This window comes from Shewanella sp. S1-58-MNA-CIBAN-0166 (assembly GCF_040310085.1).
Classification (GTDB): domain Bacteria; phylum Pseudomonadota; class Gammaproteobacteria; order Enterobacterales; family Shewanellaceae; genus Shewanella.
The window spans coordinates 74929-101120 of the sequence record NZ_JBEOPN010000017.1; the positions used below are offsets into that span (position 1 = coordinate 74929).

Annotated in this window: 19 protein-coding genes; 4 read left to right on the forward strand and 15 right to left on the reverse strand. The window is 41.8% G+C overall.

Features of this window, described 5'->3' with window-relative positions:
• Nucleotides 1-15 precede the first annotated feature (15 nt).
• From AAEY99_RS12005 to AAEY99_RS12040, 8 genes are all read right to left on the reverse strand, one after another.
• Nucleotides 16-1617, reverse strand: a complete 1602-nt coding sequence (locus AAEY99_RS12005) for a methyl-accepting chemotaxis protein (RefSeq protein ID WP_351010613.1) — start codon at nucleotides 1615-1617, stop codon at nucleotides 16-18.
• A gap of 213 nt (nucleotides 1618-1830) precedes the next feature.
• On the reverse strand, nucleotides 1831-3282 hold the full coding sequence (locus tag AAEY99_RS12010) for an SLC5 family protein (RefSeq protein WP_162024232.1): 1452 nt from the start codon (nucleotides 3280-3282) through the stop codon (nucleotides 1831-1833).
• Nucleotides 3283-3317: 35 nt separating this feature from the next.
• Nucleotides 3318-4082 carry a SapC family protein gene (locus tag AAEY99_RS12015; RefSeq protein WP_351010615.1) on the reverse strand — a complete coding sequence of 255 codons (765 nt, stop codon included), beginning with the start codon at nucleotides 4080-4082 and terminating at the stop codon, nucleotides 3318-3320.
• Between the two features lie 9 nt (nucleotides 4083-4091).
• Complete coding sequence (locus tag AAEY99_RS12020) at nucleotides 4092-5615, reverse strand: tryptophan halogenase family protein (RefSeq protein WP_162024230.1); 1524 nt, start codon at nucleotides 5613-5615, stop codon at nucleotides 4092-4094.
• 130 nt (nucleotides 5616-5745) lie between these two features.
• Nucleotides 5746-8511 (reverse strand): TonB-dependent receptor, encoded by a 2766-nt coding sequence (locus AAEY99_RS12025; RefSeq protein WP_182744926.1) that lies wholly within the window; start codon nucleotides 8509-8511, stop codon nucleotides 5746-5748.
• Nucleotides 8512-8880: 369 nt separating this feature from the next.
• Nucleotides 8881-10242: an alpha/beta hydrolase family protein gene (locus tag AAEY99_RS12030; RefSeq protein WP_502959409.1), complete on the reverse strand. Its 1362-nt coding sequence runs from the start codon at nucleotides 10240-10242 to the stop codon at nucleotides 8881-8883.
• A gap of 127 nt (nucleotides 10243-10369) precedes the next feature.
• Entirely contained in the window at nucleotides 10370-11524 is a 1155-nt protein-coding gene (gene galK / locus AAEY99_RS12035; RefSeq protein WP_351010617.1) for a galactokinase, read from the reverse strand.
• Complete coding sequence (locus tag AAEY99_RS12040) at nucleotides 11517-12569, reverse strand: UDP-glucose--hexose-1-phosphate uridylyltransferase (RefSeq protein ID WP_351010618.1); 1053 nt, start codon at nucleotides 12567-12569, stop codon at nucleotides 11517-11519. The genes galK and AAEY99_RS12040 overlap by 8 nt, the downstream gene beginning before the upstream one ends.
• A gap of 251 nt (nucleotides 12570-12820) precedes the next feature.
• On the opposite strand from AAEY99_RS12040, the gene glpD reads away from it, so the two are divergent.
• Nucleotides 12821-14344 carry a glycerol-3-phosphate dehydrogenase gene (gene glpD / locus AAEY99_RS12045; RefSeq protein ID WP_351010620.1) on the forward strand — a complete coding sequence of 508 codons (1524 nt, stop codon included), beginning with the start codon at nucleotides 12821-12823 and terminating at the stop codon, nucleotides 14342-14344.
• Nucleotides 14345-14417: 73 nt separating this feature from the next.
• Here glpD and AAEY99_RS12050 read toward each other — a convergent pair whose 3' ends face one another.
• From AAEY99_RS12050 to AAEY99_RS12060, 3 genes are read right to left on the reverse strand one after another with little or no spacing between them, the layout of a single operon-like run.
• Nucleotides 14418-15344 carry an SMP-30/gluconolactonase/LRE family protein gene (locus AAEY99_RS12050; RefSeq protein WP_351010621.1) on the reverse strand — a complete coding sequence of 309 codons (927 nt, stop codon included), beginning with the start codon at nucleotides 15342-15344 and terminating at the stop codon, nucleotides 14418-14420.
• Nucleotides 15337-16299, reverse strand: a complete 963-nt coding sequence (locus tag AAEY99_RS12055) for a 2-dehydro-3-deoxygalactonokinase (RefSeq protein WP_351010622.1) — start codon at nucleotides 16297-16299, stop codon at nucleotides 15337-15339. The genes AAEY99_RS12050 and AAEY99_RS12055 overlap by 8 nt, the downstream gene beginning before the upstream one ends.
• 1 nt (nucleotide 16300) lies before the next feature.
• Nucleotides 16301-17068, reverse strand: a complete 768-nt coding sequence (locus AAEY99_RS12060) for an SDR family NAD(P)-dependent oxidoreductase (RefSeq protein WP_254439841.1) — start codon at nucleotides 17066-17068, stop codon at nucleotides 16301-16303.
• Between the two features lie 195 nt (nucleotides 17069-17263).
• On the opposite strand from AAEY99_RS12060, the gene AAEY99_RS12065 reads away from it, so the two are divergent.
• Entirely contained in the window at nucleotides 17264-17962 is a 699-nt protein-coding gene (locus AAEY99_RS12065; protein ID WP_101087323.1) for a FadR/GntR family transcriptional regulator, read from the forward strand.
• Between the two features lie 95 nt (nucleotides 17963-18057).
• On the opposite strand, the gene AAEY99_RS12070 is transcribed toward AAEY99_RS12065, so the two are convergent.
• Nucleotides 18058-20190, reverse strand: a complete 2133-nt coding sequence (locus AAEY99_RS12070; protein WP_192116424.1) for an alpha-galactosidase — start codon at nucleotides 20188-20190, stop codon at nucleotides 18058-18060.
• A 277-nt stretch (nucleotides 20191-20467) separates the two neighbouring features.
• On the opposite strand from AAEY99_RS12070, the gene AAEY99_RS12075 reads away from it, so the two are divergent.
• Nucleotides 20468-22432: a beta-galactosidase gene (locus AAEY99_RS12075; RefSeq protein WP_351010624.1), complete on the forward strand. Its 1965-nt coding sequence runs from the start codon at nucleotides 20468-20470 to the stop codon at nucleotides 22430-22432.
• A gap of 53 nt (nucleotides 22433-22485) precedes the next feature.
• Here AAEY99_RS12075 and AAEY99_RS12080 read toward each other — a convergent pair whose 3' ends face one another.
• The 3 genes from AAEY99_RS12080 to AAEY99_RS12090 form a co-directional block, all read right to left on the reverse strand.
• Entirely contained in the window at nucleotides 22486-22707 is a 222-nt protein-coding gene (locus AAEY99_RS12080) for a DUF2061 domain-containing protein (RefSeq protein ID WP_101087320.1), read from the reverse strand.
• 196 nt (nucleotides 22708-22903) lie between these two features.
• Nucleotides 22904-23818 (reverse strand): 1,4-dihydroxy-2-naphthoyl-CoA synthase, encoded by a 915-nt coding sequence (locus tag AAEY99_RS12085; protein WP_101087319.1) that lies wholly within the window; start codon nucleotides 23816-23818, stop codon nucleotides 22904-22906.
• Between the two features lie 99 nt (nucleotides 23819-23917).
• Nucleotides 23918-24265, reverse strand: a complete 348-nt coding sequence (locus tag AAEY99_RS12090; RefSeq protein WP_101087318.1) for a hypothetical protein — start codon at nucleotides 24263-24265, stop codon at nucleotides 23918-23920.
• Between the two features lie 76 nt (nucleotides 24266-24341).
• On the opposite strand from AAEY99_RS12090, the gene ccoG reads away from it, so the two are divergent.
• The gene (ccoG, locus tag AAEY99_RS12095; protein WP_101087317.1) at nucleotides 24342-25769 is read left to right on the forward strand and encodes a cytochrome c oxidase accessory protein CcoG; all 1428 of its coding nucleotides are present in this window, start codon (nucleotides 24342-24344) and stop codon (nucleotides 25767-25769) included.
• Nucleotides 25770-26192: the final 423 nt, after the last annotated feature.

Below are 26192 nucleotides of genomic sequence, written 5' to 3' on the forward strand. Positions count from 1 at the left end.
ATTCAATTACCATTTTTAGCGTTCAAACTGATCGACTGTGTCGGTTAGCTTATCGGCTAAATTACTCAACTTATTACCTGCCTCGCTAATTTGATGATTCCCCTCAGATACAGATTCACCTAATAGCGTAAAGTCTTGTACTTTAAGCTTAACGGTATGAGCCTGCTGCTGTGATGCTTGTGCTAGCATGGCTGATTCTTGGCTTACTGTGGCAAGAGACAAAATAAGTTGGCGGCTCTGTTCAAGTGTTACTACTAACTGATTTGCTAATGATACTGAGTGTTGTGCTTTTTGTTGGTTGGATGCCATATTGTCGACCGCAGATTGAATTGAATCAACGATATTAGCGAGCATTTTATTTATTTCTACAGTTGAATTATGTGTGCGTAAGGCTAACGTTCTAACCTCATCTGCAACTACCGCAAAACCTCTTCCTGTTTCACCGGCTCTAGCCGCTTCAATAGCTGCGTTCAATGACAATAAATTAGTTTGTGAGGCGATATCGGCAATGGTTTTTACCACGGTAGCCACTTGTTTACCTGAATTTTGCAGTGTGAGTAGCATGCTGGCAGTCGTTTCAATGTCTTGAGCTAATACGCTAATGCTGTCAGCTGTTTGTTTAACTTCTTTTTGCCCTTCAACCATGCTCTGCGCACCCTGTTGAGCAGAATCTGATGCACTTTGTGAATGTTCGACACTTTGCTCCATTTGCTGCTCAAGTTGCGACATCACATCTACTAAACTCACAATAGTGTGTTGAAGCTCATCCACAGAGGCTGATGATTTACCTGTTGTGTTACTTAACTGGGCAACGGTTTGGCTAATACTGGCGATGGCGTCATGTACTTCATTCATTCCTAAACGGAATACGTTAATTAAGCCATTAACACTGGTGGCCACATTACTAATTTCAACAATGCATTCATCAGACAGTTTGGCTTTTAAATTACGATTTTGCGCAATGCGGGTGAGGTCGTTTGACAGTTGCTGTATAGGAGTGGCTATTTGTTTTTGTGCAGCTAAGTAGGCCCCAACTGCAACAACCAACATGAGTCCAACTAATACAAAAATGAGCATAGTATTGTAGCCAAGTTCGCTTTGAATGTTCATTGCATTTTGGTTGGCTTGAGTCGAAATTTCTTCGGCGAGAATGTCTAGACGATCTTTGAGATCGTTAGCACTATCATTTAATGTACTTAAATGATTGCGGGCATTGTCCCAATCTACCGATGATTTACTCATGGTGTTTTCAAGTGCCGATAACGCCGCGTTAAGCGCGTCAATTTGCGGCATTAATTGGGTAGATGTTACGGTATTTAATTGTTGATACTGCTCGTTAAGACTTTTTTCTAGTTGAACTTTATTCTGGTTAAACTCTGTAACGTCGATGGTTGTACCGTATAAAGAATAACCCATTAATACCAGTTCTTTGGCAAGACTTTGTACCCGTGTAATGCTGTTAAGCGCAGGTAATGTGCCATCAACAAACCCGCCAACTTCTTGTTTTACGGTTTGGTTGCTGTTATTGAGTAAAACCGCCGCCACTAGGGTCATGAATAAAATAGCTGCATAGCCTAGTAGAATACGAGCTTTGATAGTATTAAAAGCGTTAAACATGGGTTAATACCTTAATCGGGTCATTTTTTGATCTCAGTGTAACTAAGACCGGAGACAAGAGAAGTTATATTCATTTTTTTCTAATGCTAATCATATCGGCACAGTACTAACATTCTTGATTAGTAAGGCCTAAATTATCATTAATTTAGATTTTTAGGGTAAAAAAAAGAGCGAACATTTTGTCAATGTTCGCTCCGGTATCGATGTTACCTACTAAGCCGTTTCTATCTCGTCGCCTTTGGCAAATTGAATCGTGTTGCCAAACACAAAGCGGTTTGAGACTAACGCAAAGGTGATGCAGGCGGCTAATGTGACTGGCATTAAGTGAATGTAGTGCCAGCTTGAATAGAATGGGGAAAATTCAAATGTTAGTGAGGCATATAGCATTACTCCAAATATAACCGCACCGATCCCCGCTCTGGCATCTATATTTTTAAACACTAAGCCTACAATAAATATCGACAGAATAGGCATGCTGAGTAAACCATTTAACTGTTGTAATAAGTTGATGATACTTTCGGCTTGTTGATAAATAGGCACTAATGTAAGAGTTAAAATACTGAGTAATAATGTAACCCAACCGCTTAAGCGCACCACGTTAGGGTCTTTTTTAATATAGGCTTCGTGAATGTCACACACATACAGCGCCGTCGCTGAGTTTAGTAAACTGTTGTATGTCGATAATACTGCCGCAGCCATTGCGGCGGCAAATACACCCGTTAACCACGTTGGCATGAGGTCACCTACAATTCGCCCGTATGCAGCGTCACCAATATCACCATACAGTTTGTATGACACAATCCCAGGAATAACCACGATAGCCGGTACGATTAGAATACGAATACCTGCTGCAGCAAATACGCCTTTTTGAGCTTCTTTTAGTGTGGGTGCGGCCATGGCACGTTGAGTAATGGTTTGGTTGGTACCCCAATAGAACATTTGGATGAAAATCATTCCGGTTAGTAGTGTGTGCCAAGGTAAAGGCGAATCATCACCACCAATGAAGGTGAGTCGTTCTACCGGAATATCAGATAAGTCATAATTAATCGCATTTAGGGCTAGATACACCACAAAAATGGCCATGCCCAGTAATAATACTCCAGAGTAGGTGTCTGATACGGCTACCGCGCGTAACCCTCCGAAGAAAGCATAAACTGCGCCTAGCGTCGCAAATGCAACAGCAATATACATAAGTGGAATGTCGACATTAAACATGGTCTGCATAAACAGAGAGCCTGAATAAATCACTGCTGGCATGTAGATAAAAGCATTACCTAAAAAGAATATAGACCCAATAACGGCTCGTATATGCTTGTTATTATATCTTTTTTCCAACAACTCAGTTGTGGTGGTACAGTTATACTTGTAATAAACGGGTAAGAATAATTTAGCCAGAATAATCAGGCCAATCACAGCAGAGAACTCCCACCATGCTAGCAGTGCCATTTGGTTACCGTTCATGCCCACCAGCTGATCAGTACTTAAATTTGTTAGGGTGATAGACCCTGCCACAAACACCCAACTTAAGCCGCCCCCAGCGAGAAAATATTCTTTATTTTGTGTGCTTTGTTGACGGTTGCTGCCACGACATTTTATGTACGTTAATAACCCAATCATTGCCGTTACAATGGTAAATACGGATATTTGAATAATATTTTCAGACATTATTGTTCCCTTTCCCAAGTTTTTATTGGGTATTGTTATGCCGTAGCTGAATTTTTACTGACTTCTAATTTGATGCTTTTTATTGGGTTCAAGCCTGGGGTTTTATTGTGCTTTTTGATCAGCGCATTGAGTTGAAATAATGACATTAGCATGGCTTGTAATGGCGCAAGATAACCTTTCTGGTGTAGCTCAAAGAGTGCTTCTTGGCTGAGGGCTTGTAGTTTGTCTTCATCAATAGTGAATAAACCCGATAAACTAGGTGTTGAGCCATCTTGATACTGGATTAAAATACTAATTGGGCGTAGCAGGCCAAGTTGGCTAATATGCTGATTAAATGCTTGGGTCTGGAGATCATTGTTAATGTCAGATTCAAGCAAAGCTTTTACTCTAGATAAATGCAGCGATGCTTTGCCGTTGGTTTCAAAAATGGCTTGTCCTGTTGTGGCAGAAAACACCCCATGTTGTTCGTCAATACCAATGGTGTAACGTTGTGGGTCGTCAGGTGACATCATCAAAAAAAATGGAAAAGTTTGCATGTTAGTTGGCGTGTGTAGCGCGGTCCACTTACCTTGTTCGACAAATAGGTTGCTACCTTGCTCGAAGCTAGTAAATGCCGTTAATACCCATTGACCATTGTTACCATCACGGACATAAACAATTGGCATACTGCAAGCCGTTTGGCTGACTTCAGATACCCGCAGGTTCATGATGTTTTGTTGATGAGCAAATTGGATGGCGCTGTCGTTTGCTAATCGTAAGTTTTGGTGCTGTTGAGGCGTTAATTCTGTTAGTTTTTTCATATTTTTATTCTATTGTTGAGAATGAGTTAACCATTGTTCAATGAAGTCTCGATGAGGCGGCAATGTATTGAGCATCTGCTGCGTAAGCTGAACATTACGGTTAAGTATCTGAGTGGCTTGGGCTTGTTGTTGGTATAAGTGCGCATGTTGAGAATAGTCAGGGCTGAAACCCATACCATAAAGTACATATTGATAACTTGCGGCTGGAAATAACTCATTTGGGCCATTGAAGTCTTTGCTGGTGGGGCCTCGATAAGCCCAAATGCTTAAGTCTTCTTGTAAGCTCTGTGGAATAGAGTCGGGATGACAATGTGCTTGCCAATAGGGTTCGGGTCTTTTCGTCAGCATGTAATGTAGTTTTAAAAAATCAACAATACGTCCCCAGCGATATTCCATTTGTTGGTTAAACCGTTTGGCCGTTAATGCCATGATGGTATCGTTAACCGGTAGGTTATCGGCAATGTAGCGTGCAGATATTTCGACTAGCATAATCGCAGTGGCTTCTAGTGGTTCAACAAATCCTGCCGCCATACCAACAGCAACACAATTTTTTTGCCAATAGCGTTCACGATGACCACTTTGATAGCTGATTTTTTTTACGCTTAAACCTTCGGCTTGGGGGCCAATATAACGGCGTAAATTGGCTTCAGCCTGTTCGTCGGTCATATAACGACTTGAATACACATGACCGACACCGCGGCGATGTGTTAAGCCAATATCCCAAATCCAACCTGAGTCCTGCGCCGTGGCGATGGTGTGCGATGCAATCGGGCTATGCTGATCTGTATAGGGCACTTGCATTGCAATGGCGCGGTCGTTAAATAGCACATGATCCAGTTTAACAAACGGCACATTAAGCGTTTTACCCAGTAATAAAGATGCAAAACCGCTGCAATCGATAAATAAATCACCGTCAATTGAACCTTGGTCAGCAAGTGAAATATGGCTGATGTTACCTTGGCTATCGACATGGGCTTGTTCTACTGTTCCGATGACATGCTCTACTGCTAGCTTGGCTTTACAATGCTGTTTTAATAAGTCGGCAAAGGCGCCAGCATCAAGATGGTAAGCATAATTGCAGCTGCCTTGATATTCGCCTTCTGCCATGCTGCGAGGAGCAAGGCCTGACTCACAAATAGCATGTTGGAAGTTGGTGTGTTCGGCATAGTCTTTGATGTTGTCGATATAAGGTGCTAAGTCGATACGACCATAACCTAATGGAACCGTAAATGGATGGTAGTAAAAGTCGCCATTTCCATGGACCCAGTTAACAAACTTGCCGCCTTGTTTAAACGTGGCGTGACAAGCCTTAAAGACTTCGCTTTCGCTTAAACCTATTTGTTGTAAGGTATTTTTCATGGTTGGCCAAGTACCTTCACCAACACCGACCGTGGGAATGTCTGATGATTCCACTAAAATAATTGTTAAGTCATTACCTGTCTGGCTTTTATGGTGCGATGCAATGATAGCTGCGGTTAACCAACCCGCTGTACCTCCACCCACAATGATTATTTTTTTAACTGCTTTTGCCATTGGGTTAACATCCTATTTGCAATGAAATGTGCTTAATTACCGGCGTAGTTAAACACTATCACAAGGTGTGTTTTATATATCATAAACAAAAAAGACAGGTGCTAAGCACCTGTCTTTTATTACTTATAATTTAAAACTTGCCTCTAACGCCTAGAGAATAGCGCGATCCGTTATCTTCAACCGAATAAATTTGGTTGGCGAAACGACCTGTTTGAACGAGCTCTTCTTCAGTGATGTTAATGCCTTCAACAAACACCGATACATGTTCAGTGATGTCATAGCTGGCGCTAATATCCCACTGGCCAAACGTTTCGGTATTGATTGGTTCACCATTAAAACCATTGTCTAGCTGACGTAAGAAGCCTTCGCGGTTGTTAAATGCAACACGGGCTTGGAAGTTATCTTGCTCATAGAACACGATTAAGTTTTGTGAATTACCTAAACCTTCAAGTGCGAAACTTTGAGTGCTGTTAGCATCTACTGTCACATTGCTATCAACCACAGTCGCGTTGGCGGTAACACCAAAGCCGTTGTCGAAGATATGAGTTAAGGCAACTTCATAACCAGTAATACGTGCTGATTCACCGTTACGAGGGCGGGTTACAGTGTACTGTTCTGACTGACCATTTAACTCTTCTGTTGTGCCAACAACTGGGTCAGAACATAAGTCTGAGTTAGCCGTGCTACAGTTAAAGTCTGGGCCAGTTCGGTCAGTCATTTGGTAAGTTTCATCACCCGTTAACGTCACGATAAAGTCGTCAACTTCTTTACTGAAAAATGCAAAGCTGAAGATGCTGGCGTCATCGTAATACCACTCGTAAGAGATATCCCAGTTTTCAGAACGGAACGGTTCAAGTGATGGATTACCACCGCTAGCTGTTAAGTTCTGACGACGTGGTTCGTTAAAGTTAGTCGCTGGAGATAGCTGTGACATGGTTGGACGGGTTAACGAGTCATACATGGCAAAACGTAGCACCATGTCGTCTTGTAGGTCTAACTTCACGTTTACGCTTGGCAACAAGTTTGAGTAAGTTGTGCCTTGAGTAATATTTGTCGCTGGACCGTATATGTTTTGGAACAATGTCGCATCACTGGTTGGTACTACGTCAGAAATATAACTCTGTACGGCACTGACTTCTACATCAGTCGTTGAGTAACGAGCCCCTAAATCAACCGTTAATGGCATATCACCTACGTCATACACAAACGTGAAGTTCATGTATAAGCTGCTGACATCTTCATTAATGGTATAGCGATTGTTTTGCAGTGTTGGGGTGATTGGATAACCTTCAGCGGCTAAATAATCGACCATAGCATCACCATCATAGGTGTAGAAGGTGTCGATTAAACCAGAGAAATAGTTATTCGCAGTATAGGGTCTGAAGTTAATGGCTTCATTGGGTGCAGGAGTACCATAACCACAGAATTGACACTGACTACCAAAAATCTGGTAACTGGATTTTTCACGCTCTTGACGGTAAACACCAAATTTCGCTTTCGTGAACACCAATGAATCAGGTGAATATTCGAAATCAGCTTTAAACTCAGTAATCTCATCTTCGTCAGTAAATTGATTACCTTTTTCGTTATAATGTAAACGAGAAAGGCCGGCATCAGGTAAGTTGCCATTTTCAAAACCACCATGGATAACGGTAGGGGTTCCACCCGTGCCATCAAATTCATAGCTGTTGGTCATACCGACAACGTTGAAACGGTCGCGGCCAGCACGATCGTTTTCAGCATTTGAGTTTGAAACATCAAAGTTAACTTTTAATTGGTCTGTAATATCCCATTTAACATTTAAGCCGACACCGCTGTTTGTCACGTCGCGAGAGTTGCGAGTGTGCGACACAAAGTCAGTTGCTGGGTCGCCACTGCCTTGATGTAAACCCACATCTTGGCTAAAGGTTAATAAGGTGCCTGTTGCTGGGTCTATAGTGGCATTGCCAACGCGGTCTGGCTCAAACCATGATGCTAAATCGGTAACTTCAGAATCCACTTCAAATTTTGAAATAAAACCATCCAAGGTAATGCTGACGTCGTCAGACGGAGCATACTGGAATACTAAGCTACCGTTAGTACGAGTTCGGTCCTGTTGATCAACGATTTGGTCCCAGTTACGTGGAATATAAGCATTAGTAAACAACACGCCATCACGTGAATTGGAAATAGTTTGACCACCACGCCAACCGGCGGTGTTGATTTGGTTAATTTGAACTTGGCGCTCTTGATGGCTTACGGCAAGTAATACACCCATAGTTTCATCATTGAAGGTGTTACTGATCAAACCTGAGATAGAAGGTGAAATTTCTTCTGAAAGACTTTCATACATTCCTTTCACAGAACCGACAAGTTGGAAGCCTGAATAATCAAACGGACGCGCGGTAGTGACGTCGACCGTACCGCCTATACCACCTTCTTGCATGCTGGCACTGCTGGTTTTATAGACGTTAGCACCCGTAATTTGGTCAGCGGCTAAGATGTCGAAATTAAACTCACGACCAGCGCTATCTGTCGCTAATTGACGACCGTTAACCAATACTGTATTGAATTGTGGGCCAAAGCCACGAACCGTTACTGCCTGACCTTCACCACCACTTCGGTCAATCGATACACCAGTAATACGTTGTAATGATTCGGCTACGTTTAAATCTGGAAACTTACCTAAATCTTCGGCTGAAATACCATCCGACACAACCGAAGCAGATTTCTTATCGGCCATTGAATTTTTTAAACTGCTGCGTATCCCCTTTACAGCAATAACTTCTATTGTTTGTTCATTAGCTTGAGTTTCTGCTTCTGCTGCAGAGACGCCGTTAACACTTCCTAATGCCCCAGCAATGGCAAGTGCTATCGTTGTCCTCTTACCAAAAGTTGTGATTCCTTTTGTCGACATTTTTCTTCCCCCAGTTGATGTTGTTGCTTTTTTATAAAATCTTTATTTTTAATTAAAGCTTATTTATCTTATAAATATATTAATTGAGCTTAAATATCAACCTTTTCTTAACAAGTATGGTGTAATTTAATGATGAATTTTTAGACTAATCACTGACATCATGGTGATATACATTGCAATAAATAGTACCAAAACCTAAGGTTGTAAATGAATTTAGTCTTTGTAATTTAAAGATATTACTGTCATCGCTCAATGTTTATTCAGACAGTAATCAGACTGTATTTTTTGTGTTTATTACACTTTGGTATAGTTCATTTCTTGTAAAAAAAAACAGTCTGATAACAATCAAAACAATTTCAAAATGGTTATTTATTGCGGTGCAGATTTCATATCCCATGACATGCCTGTGGCATAGCGGTGGGCAAAACCTTTCCAGGCTGTCGTTGGATTGCCTTGTTGATCTTGCTCATTAGACTGAGCGCTTAATTGTAGGTATGAACACTTATCTTGTTGATTTTTAACATGGCAATCCATCATAGCTAATGCAAAGTGTTTATTGATGGTATTAAGCTGTGTCGTATTCCAGGCGGGTTCAAAATAGTGGCCTAAATCTATTTCATTTTGGTAAGCCACTTTAGGTGCTGGATGTGGGGCAATATTATGGCGAGCATTATGATAGGTGAGCATATAGGTATGTTCACCGCCAGTTTGCTGGTATAGCGATTGAATGCTTTTATAACCAGAAATATCATCAAGATCGCCAGCAACATACAGTGTTGGGACGGTTATTTTTGCTAATGCTACTGGGTCAAATAGTTGATGATTGCCTCCCCAGGGGGCCATAGCAATCATGGCTTTCCATTTAGGATCTACCGTTACAGGGGCTGTTTGGCCACCAGCACAGGTGTTGAGTAAAGTAATGGCACCATTGATAACATTTTGGTCTTTGCTGCCGGTAAAGGTAGCGGCAGTTTGTGGGTTAAATTGATAACAGCCGCCCACAGTGTTGACCGCACCATAGCCGCCCATTGAATAGCCAATTAAGCCTGATCGTTTCGTGTCGATAATGCGACTGACAAAATTGTCGCTGCCGGTAAAATAATCAAGGGCAAATTGTTGATCACGCGAACGATTTAATAATGTGCTAAAAAAACCGCTAAACGGAGCATTAACCATATCGACATCAGCATTAGTAGAGTCGGTGTGATCCAGTGCCGCAACAATATATCCGTGTGACGCTAGATGCTCAGCTAAGTAAAACATAATGGTGCGATAGCCAGTATAACCATGGGATAACACGATGAGTGGAAATGGCTGATCCGTTAATGAGGCCACTTCTGCGTCACGAGTGGCATTGCCTTGCAGTGAAAATGGTAATCCTAAACGGGTTTCATCATTATAAACGGCATTTAATACTGCCGGTTGGTTTTGCTTGGTCGCGGCAGTTTTGTTACTTGGGTACCACACCTCAATGTTGAGTTTTCGGTCTTCAGCTATTTGGGTTTTGGGATTAAATTGATTTTTATGAATCAAGTTAACAGTTTTAACACCGACTTGATAAAGCCCTGTTTGCGCTAGCTCTGGCAACGCTTCCTTTGGCAGTGTGTTGGGGTAAAGCTGTTCGGCGACTAGAATGGTATTTTTTGTGTCACTGTCTGTTGCGTTTGCGGCAATGGCGCTTGAGTGGGTGCCTAAACATAACAACGCGATAGAAATAAGTGATTTGGTCATCATTAATGCTGTCCTTTTCAGTAATGCATGCTCTTCAGCATGGGCAGTAGTACTTGGTCATTTTTATTATGTAATGTGGGCGGGTCCTCAACCCACATCATTTTTTGTTATCGACTCATTTACAGAGTTACTGCGGAAACGTTTCTACGGTTAATCCTTTGCCTGCGGTGCAAACATAAATGTCCGCTTGCAAATTAAACTGCGCAAAATAGTGTTGCTCAACCGCTTGCTGAATAGCGGCTACGTCTTCATTACGGCATAAACACACTATCGCGCCGCCAAATCCACCACCGGTCATGCGTACGGCGCCTCTGTCTGCTAAAGCTTGTTGGCAAATTTGCACTAAACCATCGGTGGCAGGTACGGTCACTTCAAAGTCATGCTTTAACGATTGATGTGATGCGGTCATTAAAATGCGCAGTTGTTCGATGTTATTACTGGCTAAGGCTTGGGTTGCGGCAATGACGCGGGCATTTTCGGTGATCACATGGTGAGCTCGGGAGAATTCATTCGCGCTCATTTGTGGCTTAGTTTGCATTAACAACGCTAAGTCAGCATCGCGCAGGGTGGTTAAGCCCATTTTACTGGCGGCTTGCTCGCAGTCGATACGGCGTTGGTTGTATTCGCTGTCGACTAACTTTCTAGGGTAGTTAGAGTTAACAATAACAATCGATAAGTCTGTTGGAATGGTCACCGATTTTGTGTGTAAATTTTGGCAATCGATTAATAACGCTTGGTCTTGTTGACCTTTAGCTGAAATTAACTGGTCCATTATGCCGCACTGGCAATCCATAAAATCATTCTCGGCTTGTTGACCGAATAAGGCGATTTGCTCTTCGGTTAAATTTAGGCCGCAAACATGATTAAACATCCCTGCAATCGCCACTTCTAGTGCTGCCGAAGATGACAAACCACTGCCTTGTGGCACATTACTTTCAATTAACAAATCAACACCTTGTAGCTGGTGGCCAGCACGGTTAAGCACAAATGCAACCGCACGGATGTAGTTGCCCCATTGTGACTGACCAGCACTAATTGGTTGATTAATGTCAAAACTTTCTTGTTCATTCGGATACATGGTTGATAGTACATTAACCGTGTTGTCATTTCGTATATGGTAAAAAACTTGAGTGCGGAAAGTGAGTGCGCAAGGTAATACGAAACCTTGATTGTAGTCGGTGAATTCACCAATTAAATTAACCCTACCAGGAGCACTAACTACCCCTTGTGGTAATGATGAAAACTGCTGCTGATAGAATGCCTGTAGCGCGTCGTTATTCATTATTGTTTCCTTGAGAGTAATGGATGTCGCTGGCATTTTGTAAAATTTTTGCAGCTGTTTCTGGGCTTAAATCGCGTTGACTTTCGGCGAGCATCTCGTAGCCGACCATGTGTTTTTTTACGGTGGCTGAGCGTAATAGTGGTGGATAAAAATGGCCATGTAAGCGCCAGTGGCTATTGTCGTCAAGTTTGCTTGGTGCACTGTGCCAACCCATTGAGTACGGGAAGCTACAATTAAACACATTGTCGTATCGGGTGGTGAGTATCTTAATCGCTTGGGCTAAAGCAGTTGATTGCACATCGGTTAGCTCACCAAAATGGCGTACATCATCTTTGCATACGAGTAAGGTTTCAAAAGGCCATGCAGCCCAAAATGGTACAACCACAAGCCAGTGGTCATTTTGATAAACAACTCGCTCACCGTCGGCAATTTCATGTTTAACATAATCGCCGAGCAAATTGCGGCCATGATGTTGTTGGTAGTTACGCTGGTTGTCTTCTTCTAATTGTATTTCGGTCGATAAATGATTGTGGGCCCATACTTGTCCGTGGGGATGAGGTTGTGAACACCCCATGACTTCACCTTTGTTTTCAAAAATGTGTACACATGCATACTGAGCAGATAATTCGATGTAGTTCAGTTTCCAGGTATTAACTACATCATTGATCTCAGCCACGGATAATTCTGGTAAGGTTTTATTGTGCTTAGGTGAGAAACAAATCACTCGGCATTCACCCGTAGCCTGCTCTATTTCAAATAATGGATTGTCATGATTGAGCGCGGCGGAATGTTCGGTCACTTGTGACGTTAGTGCGCCAAAGTCGTTAGTAAACACAAAGGTTTTATCATAAGCAGGATTGATACTGTCGTTTGCACGATGATTGCCGGGGCATAAAGGGCATGTGTTATCGTACTCTGGTAAATTCGAAGGGGCATTTTTTTCTGTCGCACCTAACCAAGGACGATTATTTCGATGTGGCGACACTAGCACCCAATTACCTGTTAACGGATTTTTTCGTCTGTGGGTAAATTCAAACTGACTCATGGCAATCCCTTTCATCTATATGTGTCTGGAGCAATAACCAGAAAATGCATATTATTATCTCAATTGTACTGTTGATAAATGCTGCAAATTTAATTTATATGATAAATACTACTATTAAGTATTTTATTTAACAAGATGTAATCAATTTCGACAAGATCTTTCTAATTCAGCTTGTCAATTGACCGTCTGTCACTCTATGATGTTGCTAATATATATTATTTATCATATTTATTTAGTGGTGGGATACGTAAATGGAAGCCGATAGAGAAATTGTTGATGTTGTCGTGATTGGTGGCGGCATAAACGGTGTTGGAATAGCGGCCGATGCAGTGGGGCGTGGTTTACGTGTCTTGCTGTGTGAACAGAATGACTTAGCGTCTGCAACCTCATCAAATAGCAGTAAACTGATCCATGGTGGACTTCGGTATTTAGAACATTATGAGTTCCGTTTGGTTAAAGAAGCATTAGCAGAGCGTGAAGTGTTGCTTAAAAAAGCCCCTCATTTGATCACTCCGTTGACATTTAGGCTTCCCCATCAGTCTCATTTACGTCCAGCGTGGATGATCCGTCTTGGGTTATTTTTATATGACAATTTAGCATCACGCGTCACTCTGAATGCGTCTAAAAAAATTAACTTCACACAAGATAGCCCATTAAAACCTGAAATTACTCAAGGGTTTGAATATTCTGATGCTTGGGTCGATGACTCTCGTTTAGTGGTATTAAATGCCCTTGCAGCGAAAGAGTTAGGGGCACAGATTTGTACTCAAACCCGCTGTATTACTGCCGAACGCGACAATGGTATCTGGAAACTCACCTTACAACATCAAGGGGACAAGTCATTACGTCAGGTGCATGCAAAAAGTATTGTTAACGCTTCTGGACCTTGGGTGTCGAGCTTATTTTCAAATGTATTAAAGCAGCCTTCACCACAAAAAATTCGTTTAGTAAAAGGTAGCCATATTGTGGTGCCTAAAATCCATCAACAGCCACACGCTTATATTTTGCAAAATGTCGATCAGCGGATTGTGTTTGTGATCCCATTTGAAGATGACTTTTCTCTGATTGGTACCACTGATGTTGATTTTACCGGCGACCCTAAAGATGTGCGTATCGACCAGCAAGAAATTGATTATCTGATTAGCATTACCAATCACTATTTTAAAAGCACCATTAGCGAACAAGATATTGTGCATACGTTCTCAGGGGTGAGACCATTAATGGATGACGAGTCAGATTCGGCGCAGTCGGTGACCCGTGATTACACCTTTATTGTCGACGCCCCTAAAGATAAGGCGCCGCTATTGTCAGTGTTTGGCGGCAAAATTACGACATATCGAAAACTGGCCGAAGCGGCAGTCAATCGATTAAAACCTTTCCATCCTCAAATGGGTAAACCTTGGACAGCAACTCAAACGCTACCTGGTGGTGATTTTACTGATTTAGGCGATCTTAACCGGATTTATCAGCAACAATATCCTTGGATAAATACACGATCTATTAATCGTTTATTACGAACTTACGGAACCCGTACCCAATCCATTTTAAATGATGCTGCGAGCAGCGAGGCATTGGGGATTGATTTTGGTCATGGTTTATATCAAGCGGAAGTCGATTATGTTATTACCAATGAATGGGCCAGTTGTAGTGCAGATATTTTATGGCGACGGACTAAGCTAGGCTTGCATTTTACTGAGGAACAGCAGCAAGTACTGAGTGATTATGTCGCGAGTAAGCAAGACGTTGCACCAGAGGTTGTTGCAGATGTGAGTTAACCTAAACGGGTTAACTCTACCACCCTAAATGATAAAAAGTTTGGGGTGTTTTTTTATCAGCCATTGCTGAGATTTACGATTGGTTGATGTTGATACTACAAGGTGTGTCGACGATCCCAGTAACGTGATGCAACTGATAAATAAACACGTTACCCGATAATGGATAATCAACGAGTTGCTGTTGAGTCAGTTCAATGCGTGATGTTGTCACAATTAACCAATCTAAATTTGGGCCACCAATGGCGACACTAGAGGGTTGTACAGCAGGTAAGATTAACTTTTCGACGATATGACCATCTGGATGATAACGTACCACGCTATGATCGCCCCATTGGGCATTCCACATAAAGCCATGCGCATCAATAGTTGAACCATCAGGAAATACATGATCTTCGGTGGTCGCAAACAAGGTTTTATTCGTTAATGTTTTGTGTGTTGGGTTATAGCGATATTGATGGATGCAATGTTTTTCAGAGTCTGCGTGATACATAATGTTACCGTCAGGGCTCCAACACAAACCATTAGAGATCAAAATATCTTCAATGGTTTTATGGCATTCACCGTGGTTATCTATCCGGTACAAGTTGCCTTGTTGATGTTGATCATGACGGGTTTCAACCATGGTTCCCGCCCAAAAATGTCCACTGCGATCGGTGCGGCCATCATTAAAACGGTTACCTTTCTGTGCAACTTCAGGTTGGCTAAGCCATGTTAATGCATGTGTATCGAGATGATACAGTGCAAAACCTTGCTCAAAGGCGACAATTAACTGAAATGTTTGCTGTTCTGCTAAAAACGCAAAGCTGCCAATACGATAGGGTAAACTGTATTGATCGTGCAGCTGAGTCTCGACACTATATTTGTGAATTTTTCCTTGTATGATATCGATCCAATAAATGGCTTGTTGTTGTGGGTGCCATAAAGCATTTTCACCCAAATCATTTTGTGATGGGATAACCTGTATAAGCTCACCGATGCTCTGGGTTAGTGTATTATTCATCTGTCGAATGATGTGCGTGTTGGTACACAACATTAAATCCTGCCAATGTCGCGTCTGTAACATCCCATAATGTTGTGTTGATATTACAGTGATGTAATACTTCAACAAAACATTGGCTTAAGTGAGGTGGACCAATAATCGCCACTGATTCTAATTCTGTTAATTGCCACTCTTGCGCGCTCATCGCTGCGCGAACATCACTTCCAATCAATAGTCCTGATAAATACGCATGTGCTTGTTTGGTTGAGAAATCCTCAAAAAGCTGTTTACTGCGGACGCTATATAATCCGTGATAAAAATTATCGTTAGTAGATGACAAGATAAAATCAGCACCTTCAATAAATGCGCCAAAATCAAATTCTAAATCTGATACTTTTTCTTGGATCAATACGCTGTTAGATGACAATAGGTCATACAGTTCACCGGTTAGCGCTGTTTTGAATAAAATGACTTTACCTTCTTCAATGAGCACCCATTTAGTATGGGTTCCAGGCAAGCATACAAAATGTCGACCAACTAGATGCTGTGGAGCCATCGCAAGCCAGCCCAGTAAATGAAATTCTTCTCCACGCATCGAGTCATGGAGTTGGTTATAAAGCTGGCAACTTAATCCTGGGAATATGGTGACTTGATGACCTTGACTGTCAAAGCGCGCCCCGGCAGAGATCACCTCTTGGGGCGAAATAGGACAAGCAAGATATTGGGTTTCTTTCCAGCCAATGCTTGAACCTATTTGACCTATCATCAATATAGGTAGTTTTCCAAAACGATTAGCCCAAGGTGCAATACTGTCCATTAGTGTGGTTTCAAAATCGGTTTGAATTTTCTTCACGCCGACATTATTGGCTTGTTCAAGCACTATTAATGGTTTACCGACTTCGGCTAAACATAGATAAGCACGTAAATGGCTTGTGCCCCAATCGACAGCAATAAAATGTTGATATTTAGCAAGCAAGCTAAGCTCTCCCACCGTCAATATTGATACACTGACCGGTGATCAATTCACTATTGTTTGAGGCTAAAAATAGGGCGAGTTTGGCAACATCTTGAGGGGTGATTCGGCGTTTTAATGCCATCGCATCAGTCCATTTTTGCTCTTCTTGTTCTGTTAGCCAGCTGGCCAGCTGCTTTTCGGTGGCGACCCAACCGGGCAAAATGGCATTGACACGAATACCAGATTCTCCAAACTCACGCGACAATGAGCGTGTCATACCAATTAAGCCTGCTTTTGCTGTCACGTAGCCAGTCATTTGTTGTGAGCCTAATAACGCGGTGATTGAACTGAAATTAATAATGCTACCGGAATGCTGTTGCTTCATTAAAATATAAGCCGCTTGAGATGCAAAAAAAGCAGGGTCTAAATTAATTTGCATGCACTTATGCCAATCATGGGCTGAAATAGTTTCGACATCTTGGCGCGCATCATTAGCGACATTATTTATCAGTACGTCAAAACGGCCAAAGTGTTGACCAACATCTCTAATGGCTTGTTGTAATGATTCGGAATCGGTGGCATCGACAGCGCGAAACCAAATTGATGAAGCATCAATTTTGGCCATTTTGCTAAGTAGATTGGCTGCTGTTTTATGATCGATATCAATAAAAGCCACTTTAGCTTGTTGATGTATGAAGGCTTCGACCATAGATGCGCCAATACCACTGGCGCCGCCGGTAATAAAGATGACTTTGTCTTTCAAGTCTTGATATTGGGTTAACAAACTCACTTATAACGCTCCAAACCTACTTTTTATGATTATGGTTAACTAGCGGTATTTGTTGGATTTAATGATTAATCCGAAAAATAATGATGATTATTATGTCTATTTCTAACATTAACACCACTGAAAACAAAGTTATATCGTAATTGCGTTTAAATATGATATAACAGATTTATGTACTGAATATTGGACAGTAAAAGCATGAATAATTCTCCACGTCAAAATTTAACACATCAATTAACTCACGATTTGGGCATTGCCATTGTAAAAGGGGTTTACCCTGTTGGCGAAGGTTTACCCTCTGAAGCTGATTTGTGTATTGAATATGATGTTAGCCGTAGCTCAACGCGTGAAGCGGTAAAAATGCTGTCTGCAAAAGGCCTTATTTCATCTCGGCCTAAACAAGGCATTCGGGTGTTGCCTGAAAGCAATTGGAATATGTTTGATACCGACGTATTAAAATGGATTTTAAGCAGTAAACCGTCATTGTCTTTACTGAAAGAGTTTACTCAAGTGAGGGTTGCGCTAGAACCGCAAGCGGCGGCACTTGCAGCAATGAACGCATCTGATGAGCAATTAGCGTCTATCGAGAAGGCACTCGAACGTATGGTTGAAGCTGAACAAGGTTTAGATGACCCGTTAGAAGCTGATATTGCATTTCATACCAGCATCCTAATCGCCAGTGGTAACCGTTTTTTTGTGCAATTAACCGAGTTTATTGGTACCGCACTCAGGGTGAGCATTCGTTACACCAACAAGATAAAAGGCGTGCCGGGTGCGGATGTGAAAAAGCATGCCGAAATTTTTAATGCGATTAAAGCGCGCAATCCTGAATTATCTAAAGCCGCTGTTTCAATGATTTTAGATGAAGCACTTGAGCTGATTGAGTTGAAGTTGTAGTCGGTCGAAACAATCATAAAAAGAGCACCTAAAGGGTGCTCTTTTGCTTAATGGGGATAAATAATGTGCGCTATAAAGAGGCGCGCGATAAAGTATTATTTCACTTCATTTAACTCAAAAATCAACGACGTTTGTGGGAAGGTAATCGGCAACTGCATGCCAAAGGTCATTAATGCTTCACCACTAAAGGTTTGATTGTCTGTCATGGCTAATACAGACGGTGAGTAGAATGAAAATCCGGCCGGCCAAATTAGTGATAGTTGATAATCTCTGTCGGCATCTAATCCTGCAAAATGATATTTTGGCGGATTAGTTCGTTGGGTCTCTTTGACGCTGTTGTAAGCAAACAAAGCTTGGGTTTGGTTTGTATTAACAATACCAAAGTTGATTGAGTCGCCATCGCTGTTTAATCGTACCAACTTGCCACTGTGAATTAACTGACGATGCTGTTTGTGCAGCTTGATTATCTGCTGTAACTGCTCACGTTCATCATGGGTTAACTCTCGAGGATCCATTTCAATCCCCATGTGGCCAAAGAAAGCGACCGCGGCTCGCATGGCAATATTGATGTGTCGCCCGGTAATGTGGCAATCGCGCGGGCCAACATGCGCCCCCATCACTTCTGCTGGGAAAAAGAACGAACAACCACGTTGAATTGTGAGTCGATCTAATGCGTCATTTGAATCTGAAGTCCATACTCGATCAGTGTGTTGTAATACCCCGTAATCAACTCGCGCACCACCAGAGGAACAACTTTCAATTTCAATGTGTGGATGACTATCTTTAAGACGCTTGATTAAAGCATAAGCGGCTTTAGTTTGTTGATGTACTGCCGGCTTACCCAATAAATTACCTGCATGATTGAGGTCGCGGTTCATGTCCCATTTGAGGTAGAGAATTTGTGGGTATTCAACCAAGATATCGTTAATCGCATTAAACAGATAGTCAGTCACGTCTGGGTTCGTCATGTCTAGCACTAGCTGTTTTCTAAATTGCAGCTGCTCGTTACCTTGGGTTTGCAGCGCCCATTCAGGGTGGTTGCGATATAAATCGCTGTCTGGATTAACCATTTCAGGTTCAAACCATAAACCAAATTCCATGCCCACGTTATTAACATGATCAATCAGTGGTTGCAGTCCGTCTGGGTAAATTTCACGATCAACAGTCCAGTCACCTAAACCGGCAAAGTCACCACGGCGACCTTTAAACCAGCCGTCATCGAGTACAAATCGTTCTGCACCAATGTCAGCCGCTTGGGTCGCTAATGATTGTAAAACAGCAACATCATGGTCAAAGTAAATTCCTTCCCAAGTGTTGTAGTGCACTGGGCGTGGCTTTAGGCGTACCTTTTCAGTGATAAGTGATTGACGAACATACTGATGGAAGCAATGAGATAAGCCACTAAAACCGTCATTAGAATAGGCTGTATATAACGTTGGGCTGATATAAGACTCGTTAGGCGCGAGTATCATTTCACCAGGCATTAATAATTCACCTAATTGGGCATAACTGCGGCCTTCTGCAAGTAACTCCGCTCGCATTTTATGGTTGCCACTCCAACCTAAATGAAAACCATAACACTCACCGCCTTGTTCATGGGTGAGTTTGTTGTGCATTACCATGCCCGGGAAATTGTCGTGTGAGGTTTTACCTTTACGGTTTTCACGCACAAAGCTGCCTAAGAAGGTATCAAAAGACTTGCGTTGGAATTCGTTCGACCAACGGCCTTCAAACGACATTACTTGGTCAATATGCAGAGGCATCGGAATGGTTGGCGCTGCACACCAATTCACATTAACTGAGGTTTGGCCTAAATTGGTTAATTCTGTTGTCGCACTGAGTACGTCACTGCGTGGGTTAAGTTGTAAGTGATGTTTAACGCTTAGCTGACGTAGCGTATCAACTGACTCGAAATACACTTCGTTTTCATTCGGTTGGTTCACTTGTGTTAGTGCACCACCAATTGACCATGCAATGTTGTTATCAAAAATTTCAATGCCAGGTGCACCGGTAAAACCTTCACCCATTAACGGCGATAATGAAATAGGCGCTTCAACAACAACTGAGCATTTAGCTTCTTGTCTGGTGCTTAACCGTTTCATCATGTCAAAGCTGGTCTTTTCAGATAACTTTTTACCAAAATACAAAATGGCAGGAGTCTTGTTTAAGCAATCAACGATCAAGCTAGTATGTTGGCCATTAAGCAAAACGAACTGGGGATGTGACATGATATTGTCCTTGATTGACGTTTTTGTGTTTATACACACTGATTAAGCATACATATTCGAATGTGTTGGATTGAGCCAGCAACATTCTGCAGTGTGTTAATGATGTATTCGGATTATTTTAAAATACTATATATCATATAAATACTAGGTTAGTATATTGATCGTCATTAAAAATTGGTTAAATAACCCCGTAATTTTGCTTGTGACGGTAGGGTATAGCCTTAACTATATCCTAGTATGAGCCAACGGTTTTACGCACTATATATTGGAGATTAACATGTTAGGAGTTTGCTACTACCCTGAGCATTGGCCTGAATCTATGTGGCAACAAGACGCAAAAGAAATGCGTCAGCTTGGATTACAGTATGTGCGTATTGGCGAGTTTGCGTGGTCTAGAATTGAGACCGGTGATGGTGAGTATTCTTTTGAGTGGCTGGATCGTGCCATTGAAACGTTAGCTAACGAAGGGCTGCAAGTGATTATGTGCACGCCAACGGCTACGCCTCCTAAATGGTTAATCGACAAATACCCAGACATTTTACCTGTCGATATTAAAACAGGTACTACCCGTGGCTTTGGTTCGCGCCGTCATTATGATTTTTCAAGTGATAACTACTTTCGTGAAGCAATGCGTATCTCTAGCGTTATTGCACAACGCTATGGTCAACATCCTGGCATCTGTGGCTGGCAAACGGACAACGAGATTGCTTGTCACGATACTACTCATAGTGGCTCATTGGTGGCTAAGTCAGCATTTCAACAGTGGTGCAAAGCCTATTATCACAACGATATTGAAAAGCTCAATACTGCCTGGGGTAATGTTTTCTGGTCGATGGAATATCAAGATTTTGAACAAATCGAATTACCTATTCTAGCGGTAACTGAAACCAATCCTGCTCATCAACTGGCTTACCGTCGTTTTAGTTCTGACCAAGTGGTGAAATTTCATGATGCAATGGTTGAGATCATTCGTGCTCATGCGCCAAATCGTTTTGTAACCCATAACTTTATCCCGTTAGTCGATACTCAAGCCGATAACTTTGCATTAGCCAAAAACCTCGATTTTGTCAGTTACGACAATTACCCGCTCGGTCGTTCAGATATGTTTTTTAAACATATGCCAGCAGAACAATTTAAACCGTACATGCGTACCGGACACCCTGACTTTTCAAGTTACTCGTTTGACCAAAGCCGTGGTGTGAGTAATAAAAACTTTTGGGTAATGGAGCAGCAACCTGGTCCAGTAAATTGGGCGCATCACAACCCTCGTCCTGAAAAAGGCATGGTTAGACTGTGGTCATGGCAGGCGTTTGCCCACGGTGCAGATTGCGTGTGTTACTTCCGTTGGCGCCAAGTGCCATTTGCGCAAGAGCAAATGCATGCAGGCATTAAACGTAACGATAATTCGAAAGCTGCAGCTTGGGCTGAAGTTGAGCAAATGCGTGACGAGTTGGCCAAAGTCGATTTTACCATTAGCGATCCAGTACAAGCGAAAGTGGCTATCGTGACAGGTGCTAACAGTCAGTGGGTGACCGAGATTGAACGCCAAGGTGACAGTTACAATCATCAACGCGTTGAGTTTGCTTATTACTCGGCATTACGTCAGTTAGGGTTAGCTGTAGATTTTGTCTCTGTAGATCATGATTTGACACAGTATGCTTTAGTTGTCGCACCGTGTTTACCGATTGTGCCGCAAGCCTTTGTTGATAAATGTCAGCAAGCCAACGTACATTTGGTTATCGGTCCTCGCTCAGGCAGCAAAACGGATGAATTGTCATTAGTGCCTACGTTAGCACCGGGAGCATTCCAAGTTTTAGTTCCTGTAAGAGTATTATCAACTGAAACCATTCGTCCAGACTGCAGTGAAGTATTGCATTTTAATGGGATTGAGTTTGAAAGCCAGTGTTGGCGAGAAGAGCTAGAGCTCGGCGATGGTGTTGATGTGGTGGCGACGTATCATGATGGTAGTCCTGCTGTGGCTCGTCATCAAAATACTAGCTATGTAGCGACATTGACCTGTGATGGATTTTTACTCGAGTACTTTAAAATGCTTGCAGTAGAGTTAGGATTAACCACATTAGCGTTACCTAAAGATATGCGTGTGGTTAAGCGTGGTCAGTATGCTTACTTGTTTAACTACGCAGGTTATTCGCAAACTGTACCAAGTGAGTTACAAGGCCAATACGTTTTAGGCAGTGCAAACCTTGCTGCTTACGATGTTGCTATCATTAAACTCGTATAGTGTAGCAACAAGTATATGTTAGTAAGATTATGGCCATCAATCTGGCCATAATCTTAGCTCACAAGCTGAATTGACTCTGTTGTTATCTCAGCTTGTTGCATCTTTTTCAACTCAATGTTTTTCCACACCTTGTCATGAAAGTAGAACACAACTGTATTAACGGCAGGTTCAAGCAGGGCAATGGTACCACCGATAATAATGCTACCGGTTAATAGGTAGGTAATCGTAAAAGCGACACTGAAGTGTAAAATGGCAAAGCTAATAGTCTTTTTCATGATGAATCCCCTGTTTGATTTGTTTAAATGATAACAGTTATCATTATCAAGTAAAGAGGGTTGATTCGATTATTGCAAATGAAAATTTCGATTACGTTTATTATTTTTAATCTTGAAAAAAATAAAGACCCTAAGTAGGGTCTTTCATAAAGTTAATCACATGAATAAATGCAGTCTATAACATCAGGTGTTGAGATTAGTAATGCCAAGGAAAACGTGAAAAGTCTTGATCTCGTTTTTCTAAAAAGGCATCGCGACCTTCTTGAGCTTCTTCACTCGCATAGGCTAAGCGTGTTGCTTCACCAGCAAACAGTTGTTGGCCTACTAAACCATCATCAGCCATATTGAAGCCATATTTAAGCATACGCATTGCAGTGGGGGATTTAGAGTTAATCTCTTTGGCCCAAGCTAAGGCTTCAGTTTCTAGTTCGGCATGTGGAATGGCACGATTTACCATACCCATGTTAAATGCCTCTTCTGCAGAGTAATTAAACCCAAGAAAGAAGATTTCGCGGGCTCGCTTCTGACCAATCATCTTGGCTAAATAAGCACTGCCATATCCGGAGTCAAAGCTACCTACATCAGGGTCGGTTTGCTTAAAAACAGCGTGTTCTTTTGACGCCAATGTTAAATCACAAACCACATGTAAACTATGTCCACCACCCACAGCCCAGCCAGGTACAACCGCAATGACCACTTTAGGCATGAAGCGGATCATTCGCTGCACTTCTAATATATGTAGGCGCCCCATTCGAGCTACATCAGGAGTACCTTCTTCAGCACCTTCATATTTATAGCCATCTTTACCACGAATACGCTGATCGCCACCTGCGCAAAATGAGTATTGACCTTTTGCTGATGGTCCATTTCCTGTAATAAGTACACAACCTACATCGGACCATTGTCTAGCGTGGTCTAGAGCCATATAGAGTTCATCTACTGTTTTAGGACGAAATGAGTTAAGGCAATCAGGCCTGTTTATTGCGATACGCACCGTGCCTTGGGATTTTGCCCGGTGGTAAGTGATGTCTTCAAAATTGAATCCTTCGACAAGATTCCATAACTCAGGGTCAAAGATGTCAGATACTGATTCAGTTTGTGATGGTGTCATAAAAAAACCTAGCCCCTATTGCAGATATTACACAAAGGCTAGGCTTATTTGATACTTAGGTCAATTCGTCAGCATAAAATCGTTAACGAGCACAAGTTATTAGATTTTATCGCAAATAAATTGCAAATTTTCTGTTGAAAAAACAGGGTGGCGAGCACTACTATGGCAGTATTCGATTTTAAACTCACTAATGGCTTCGTTACTGGTAAATACACCATCTAATTCACGAATTTCAATTGTCGATAAACGCTTATAAATTTCCTCTTTAACTTGTGGAATGTGCTTATCGATTTTAATGATTTTTGTACCCGTCATCGAATCAAGCTTTTTATCTGCCTTAGTAAACATCGTTTTAATGTCATTAATTGGCTTATCAAGCTTGTCTGTTTCTGTCGCGAAATAATAAATAATCCCCGCGATTATTGCTAATCCTATCCAGCCTCTCATCTTTTTATCCAATAATGTGTTATTACCTATATAATAAGCTAGTTATCGTTCAATATTAAAGCAGTAAGGCTGTAACATGACGACAGAATCCAACTCCAAGGACTTTTCCAAACAACAACGTATTCAAATCCATCAACCTGATGCTAGTAAAGCAGACAGCTTCAATCCGCGCAACCGTATTTACGTAAGAGCTGTCGATGGCTTATGGACAACCTTACGACGTTATATGGGTTGGATAGCCATGTTATTTTTCTTACTTCTGCCTTGGTTACCCTGGGGAGACCGTCAAGCCGTTTGGTTTAATCTTGCTGAGCAAAAATTTCACGTCTTTGGTTTAACTATTTGGCCACAAGATCTCACCTTGCTTGCCGCACTCTTTATGATAGCCGCATTTGGGCTGTTTTTCGTTACCACTTATCTCGGTCGAGTGTGGTGTGGCTATACTTGCCCACAAACCGTGTGGACCTTCATCTTTATCTGGTTTGAAGAAAAATTTGAAGGCGCGCGTAATAAACGTATCAAGCTTGACCAAATGCCGTGGAGTGTCAATAAACTCTGGCGTAAAACAGCAAAACATACTTCTTGGTTATTAATATCACTATTAACAGCCACTACGTTTGTATCCTATTTTGTTCCAAGTCGTGAACTCTATATTGACTTCTTTACCCTTAATGCTGGTGGCGGGATATATTTTTGGGTGGTTTTCTTCACTATTGCTACTTACGGTAATGCCGGATGGATGCGTGAGATCATGTGTATTCACATGTGTCCCTATGCCCGCTTCCAAGCTGCCATGTTTGATAAGAATACCTATATAGTAGGCTACGACACCCAACGCGGTGAAACCCGTGGTCCTCGTACACGTAAACAAGATCCTAAAGAGATGGGTTTAGGCGACTGTATTGACTGTGACTTGTGTGTACAAGTGTGCCCAACTGGAATCGATATTCGTAATGGTCTGCAATATGAATGTATTAACTGTGGTGCTTGTATCGATGCATGCGATAACACAATGGAACGCATGGGATACGACAAAGGGTTAATCAGTTACACAACAGAAAACAAACTTGATGGTGTGCAAGAAAAGGTATTGCGACCTAAGTTAGTGGGTTACGGTGTGGTACTCACGGTGATGATATTAATATTCATATATGCCAGCGCAACGATTGCACCTGTTCGTATGGATGTTATTAGAGATAGAAACTCACTTTATCGAGAAAACAACCAAGGCAATACAGAGAATACCTTTACGATTAAAATTCTCAATAAAACAGAACAGCCGCAAGAATATGAGCTAAGCGTCGAAGGATTGCCTAATGCCAGATGGATTGGCCCACAGCATGTATCGATAGAAGCGGGTGAAGTATTAACCTTACCAATTAGTATTGCTGTTGATCCTATTGAGTTGAAGAGAAGTATCACCAAAATCGATATCAAAATAACTGCGCAAATAGATGGCAGCCCAATAGAAATAAAACAGGAAACTCGATTCTTTGGTGATTAGAACTGAGTGAAATAGCCGAAAAAGGGACGGATAGTCCCTTTTTTGTTCTTTTCGATTGAAAAAGCACCTCTCAGTCATGTTTTTGCAATATTTAGCCTATTTATGCTTGCACAAATAATTAAGCTCCCTATAATGCGCAACCACTGACACGGCATACGTCGCTGGCAGGTTGTAGGGTTCAAATTGAAGTTTACAACGGCGAAAAGAAAGTTTGAAAAAACACTTGACGCCAACCCGGGAAAGCGTAGAATACGCACCCCAAGCCAACGACCTAGCGTCAACGGCCGCTGAATGAAAAGTCGAAAGATGTTCATGTTAGCAACGTTCTTTAACAATCTAAACAAGAAATCTGTGTGGACATTCACAGGTAGTGAGTTATTCGAAATTGTCTTCTGTTCTTCGGAATGTTGGCAATCAAAAAAT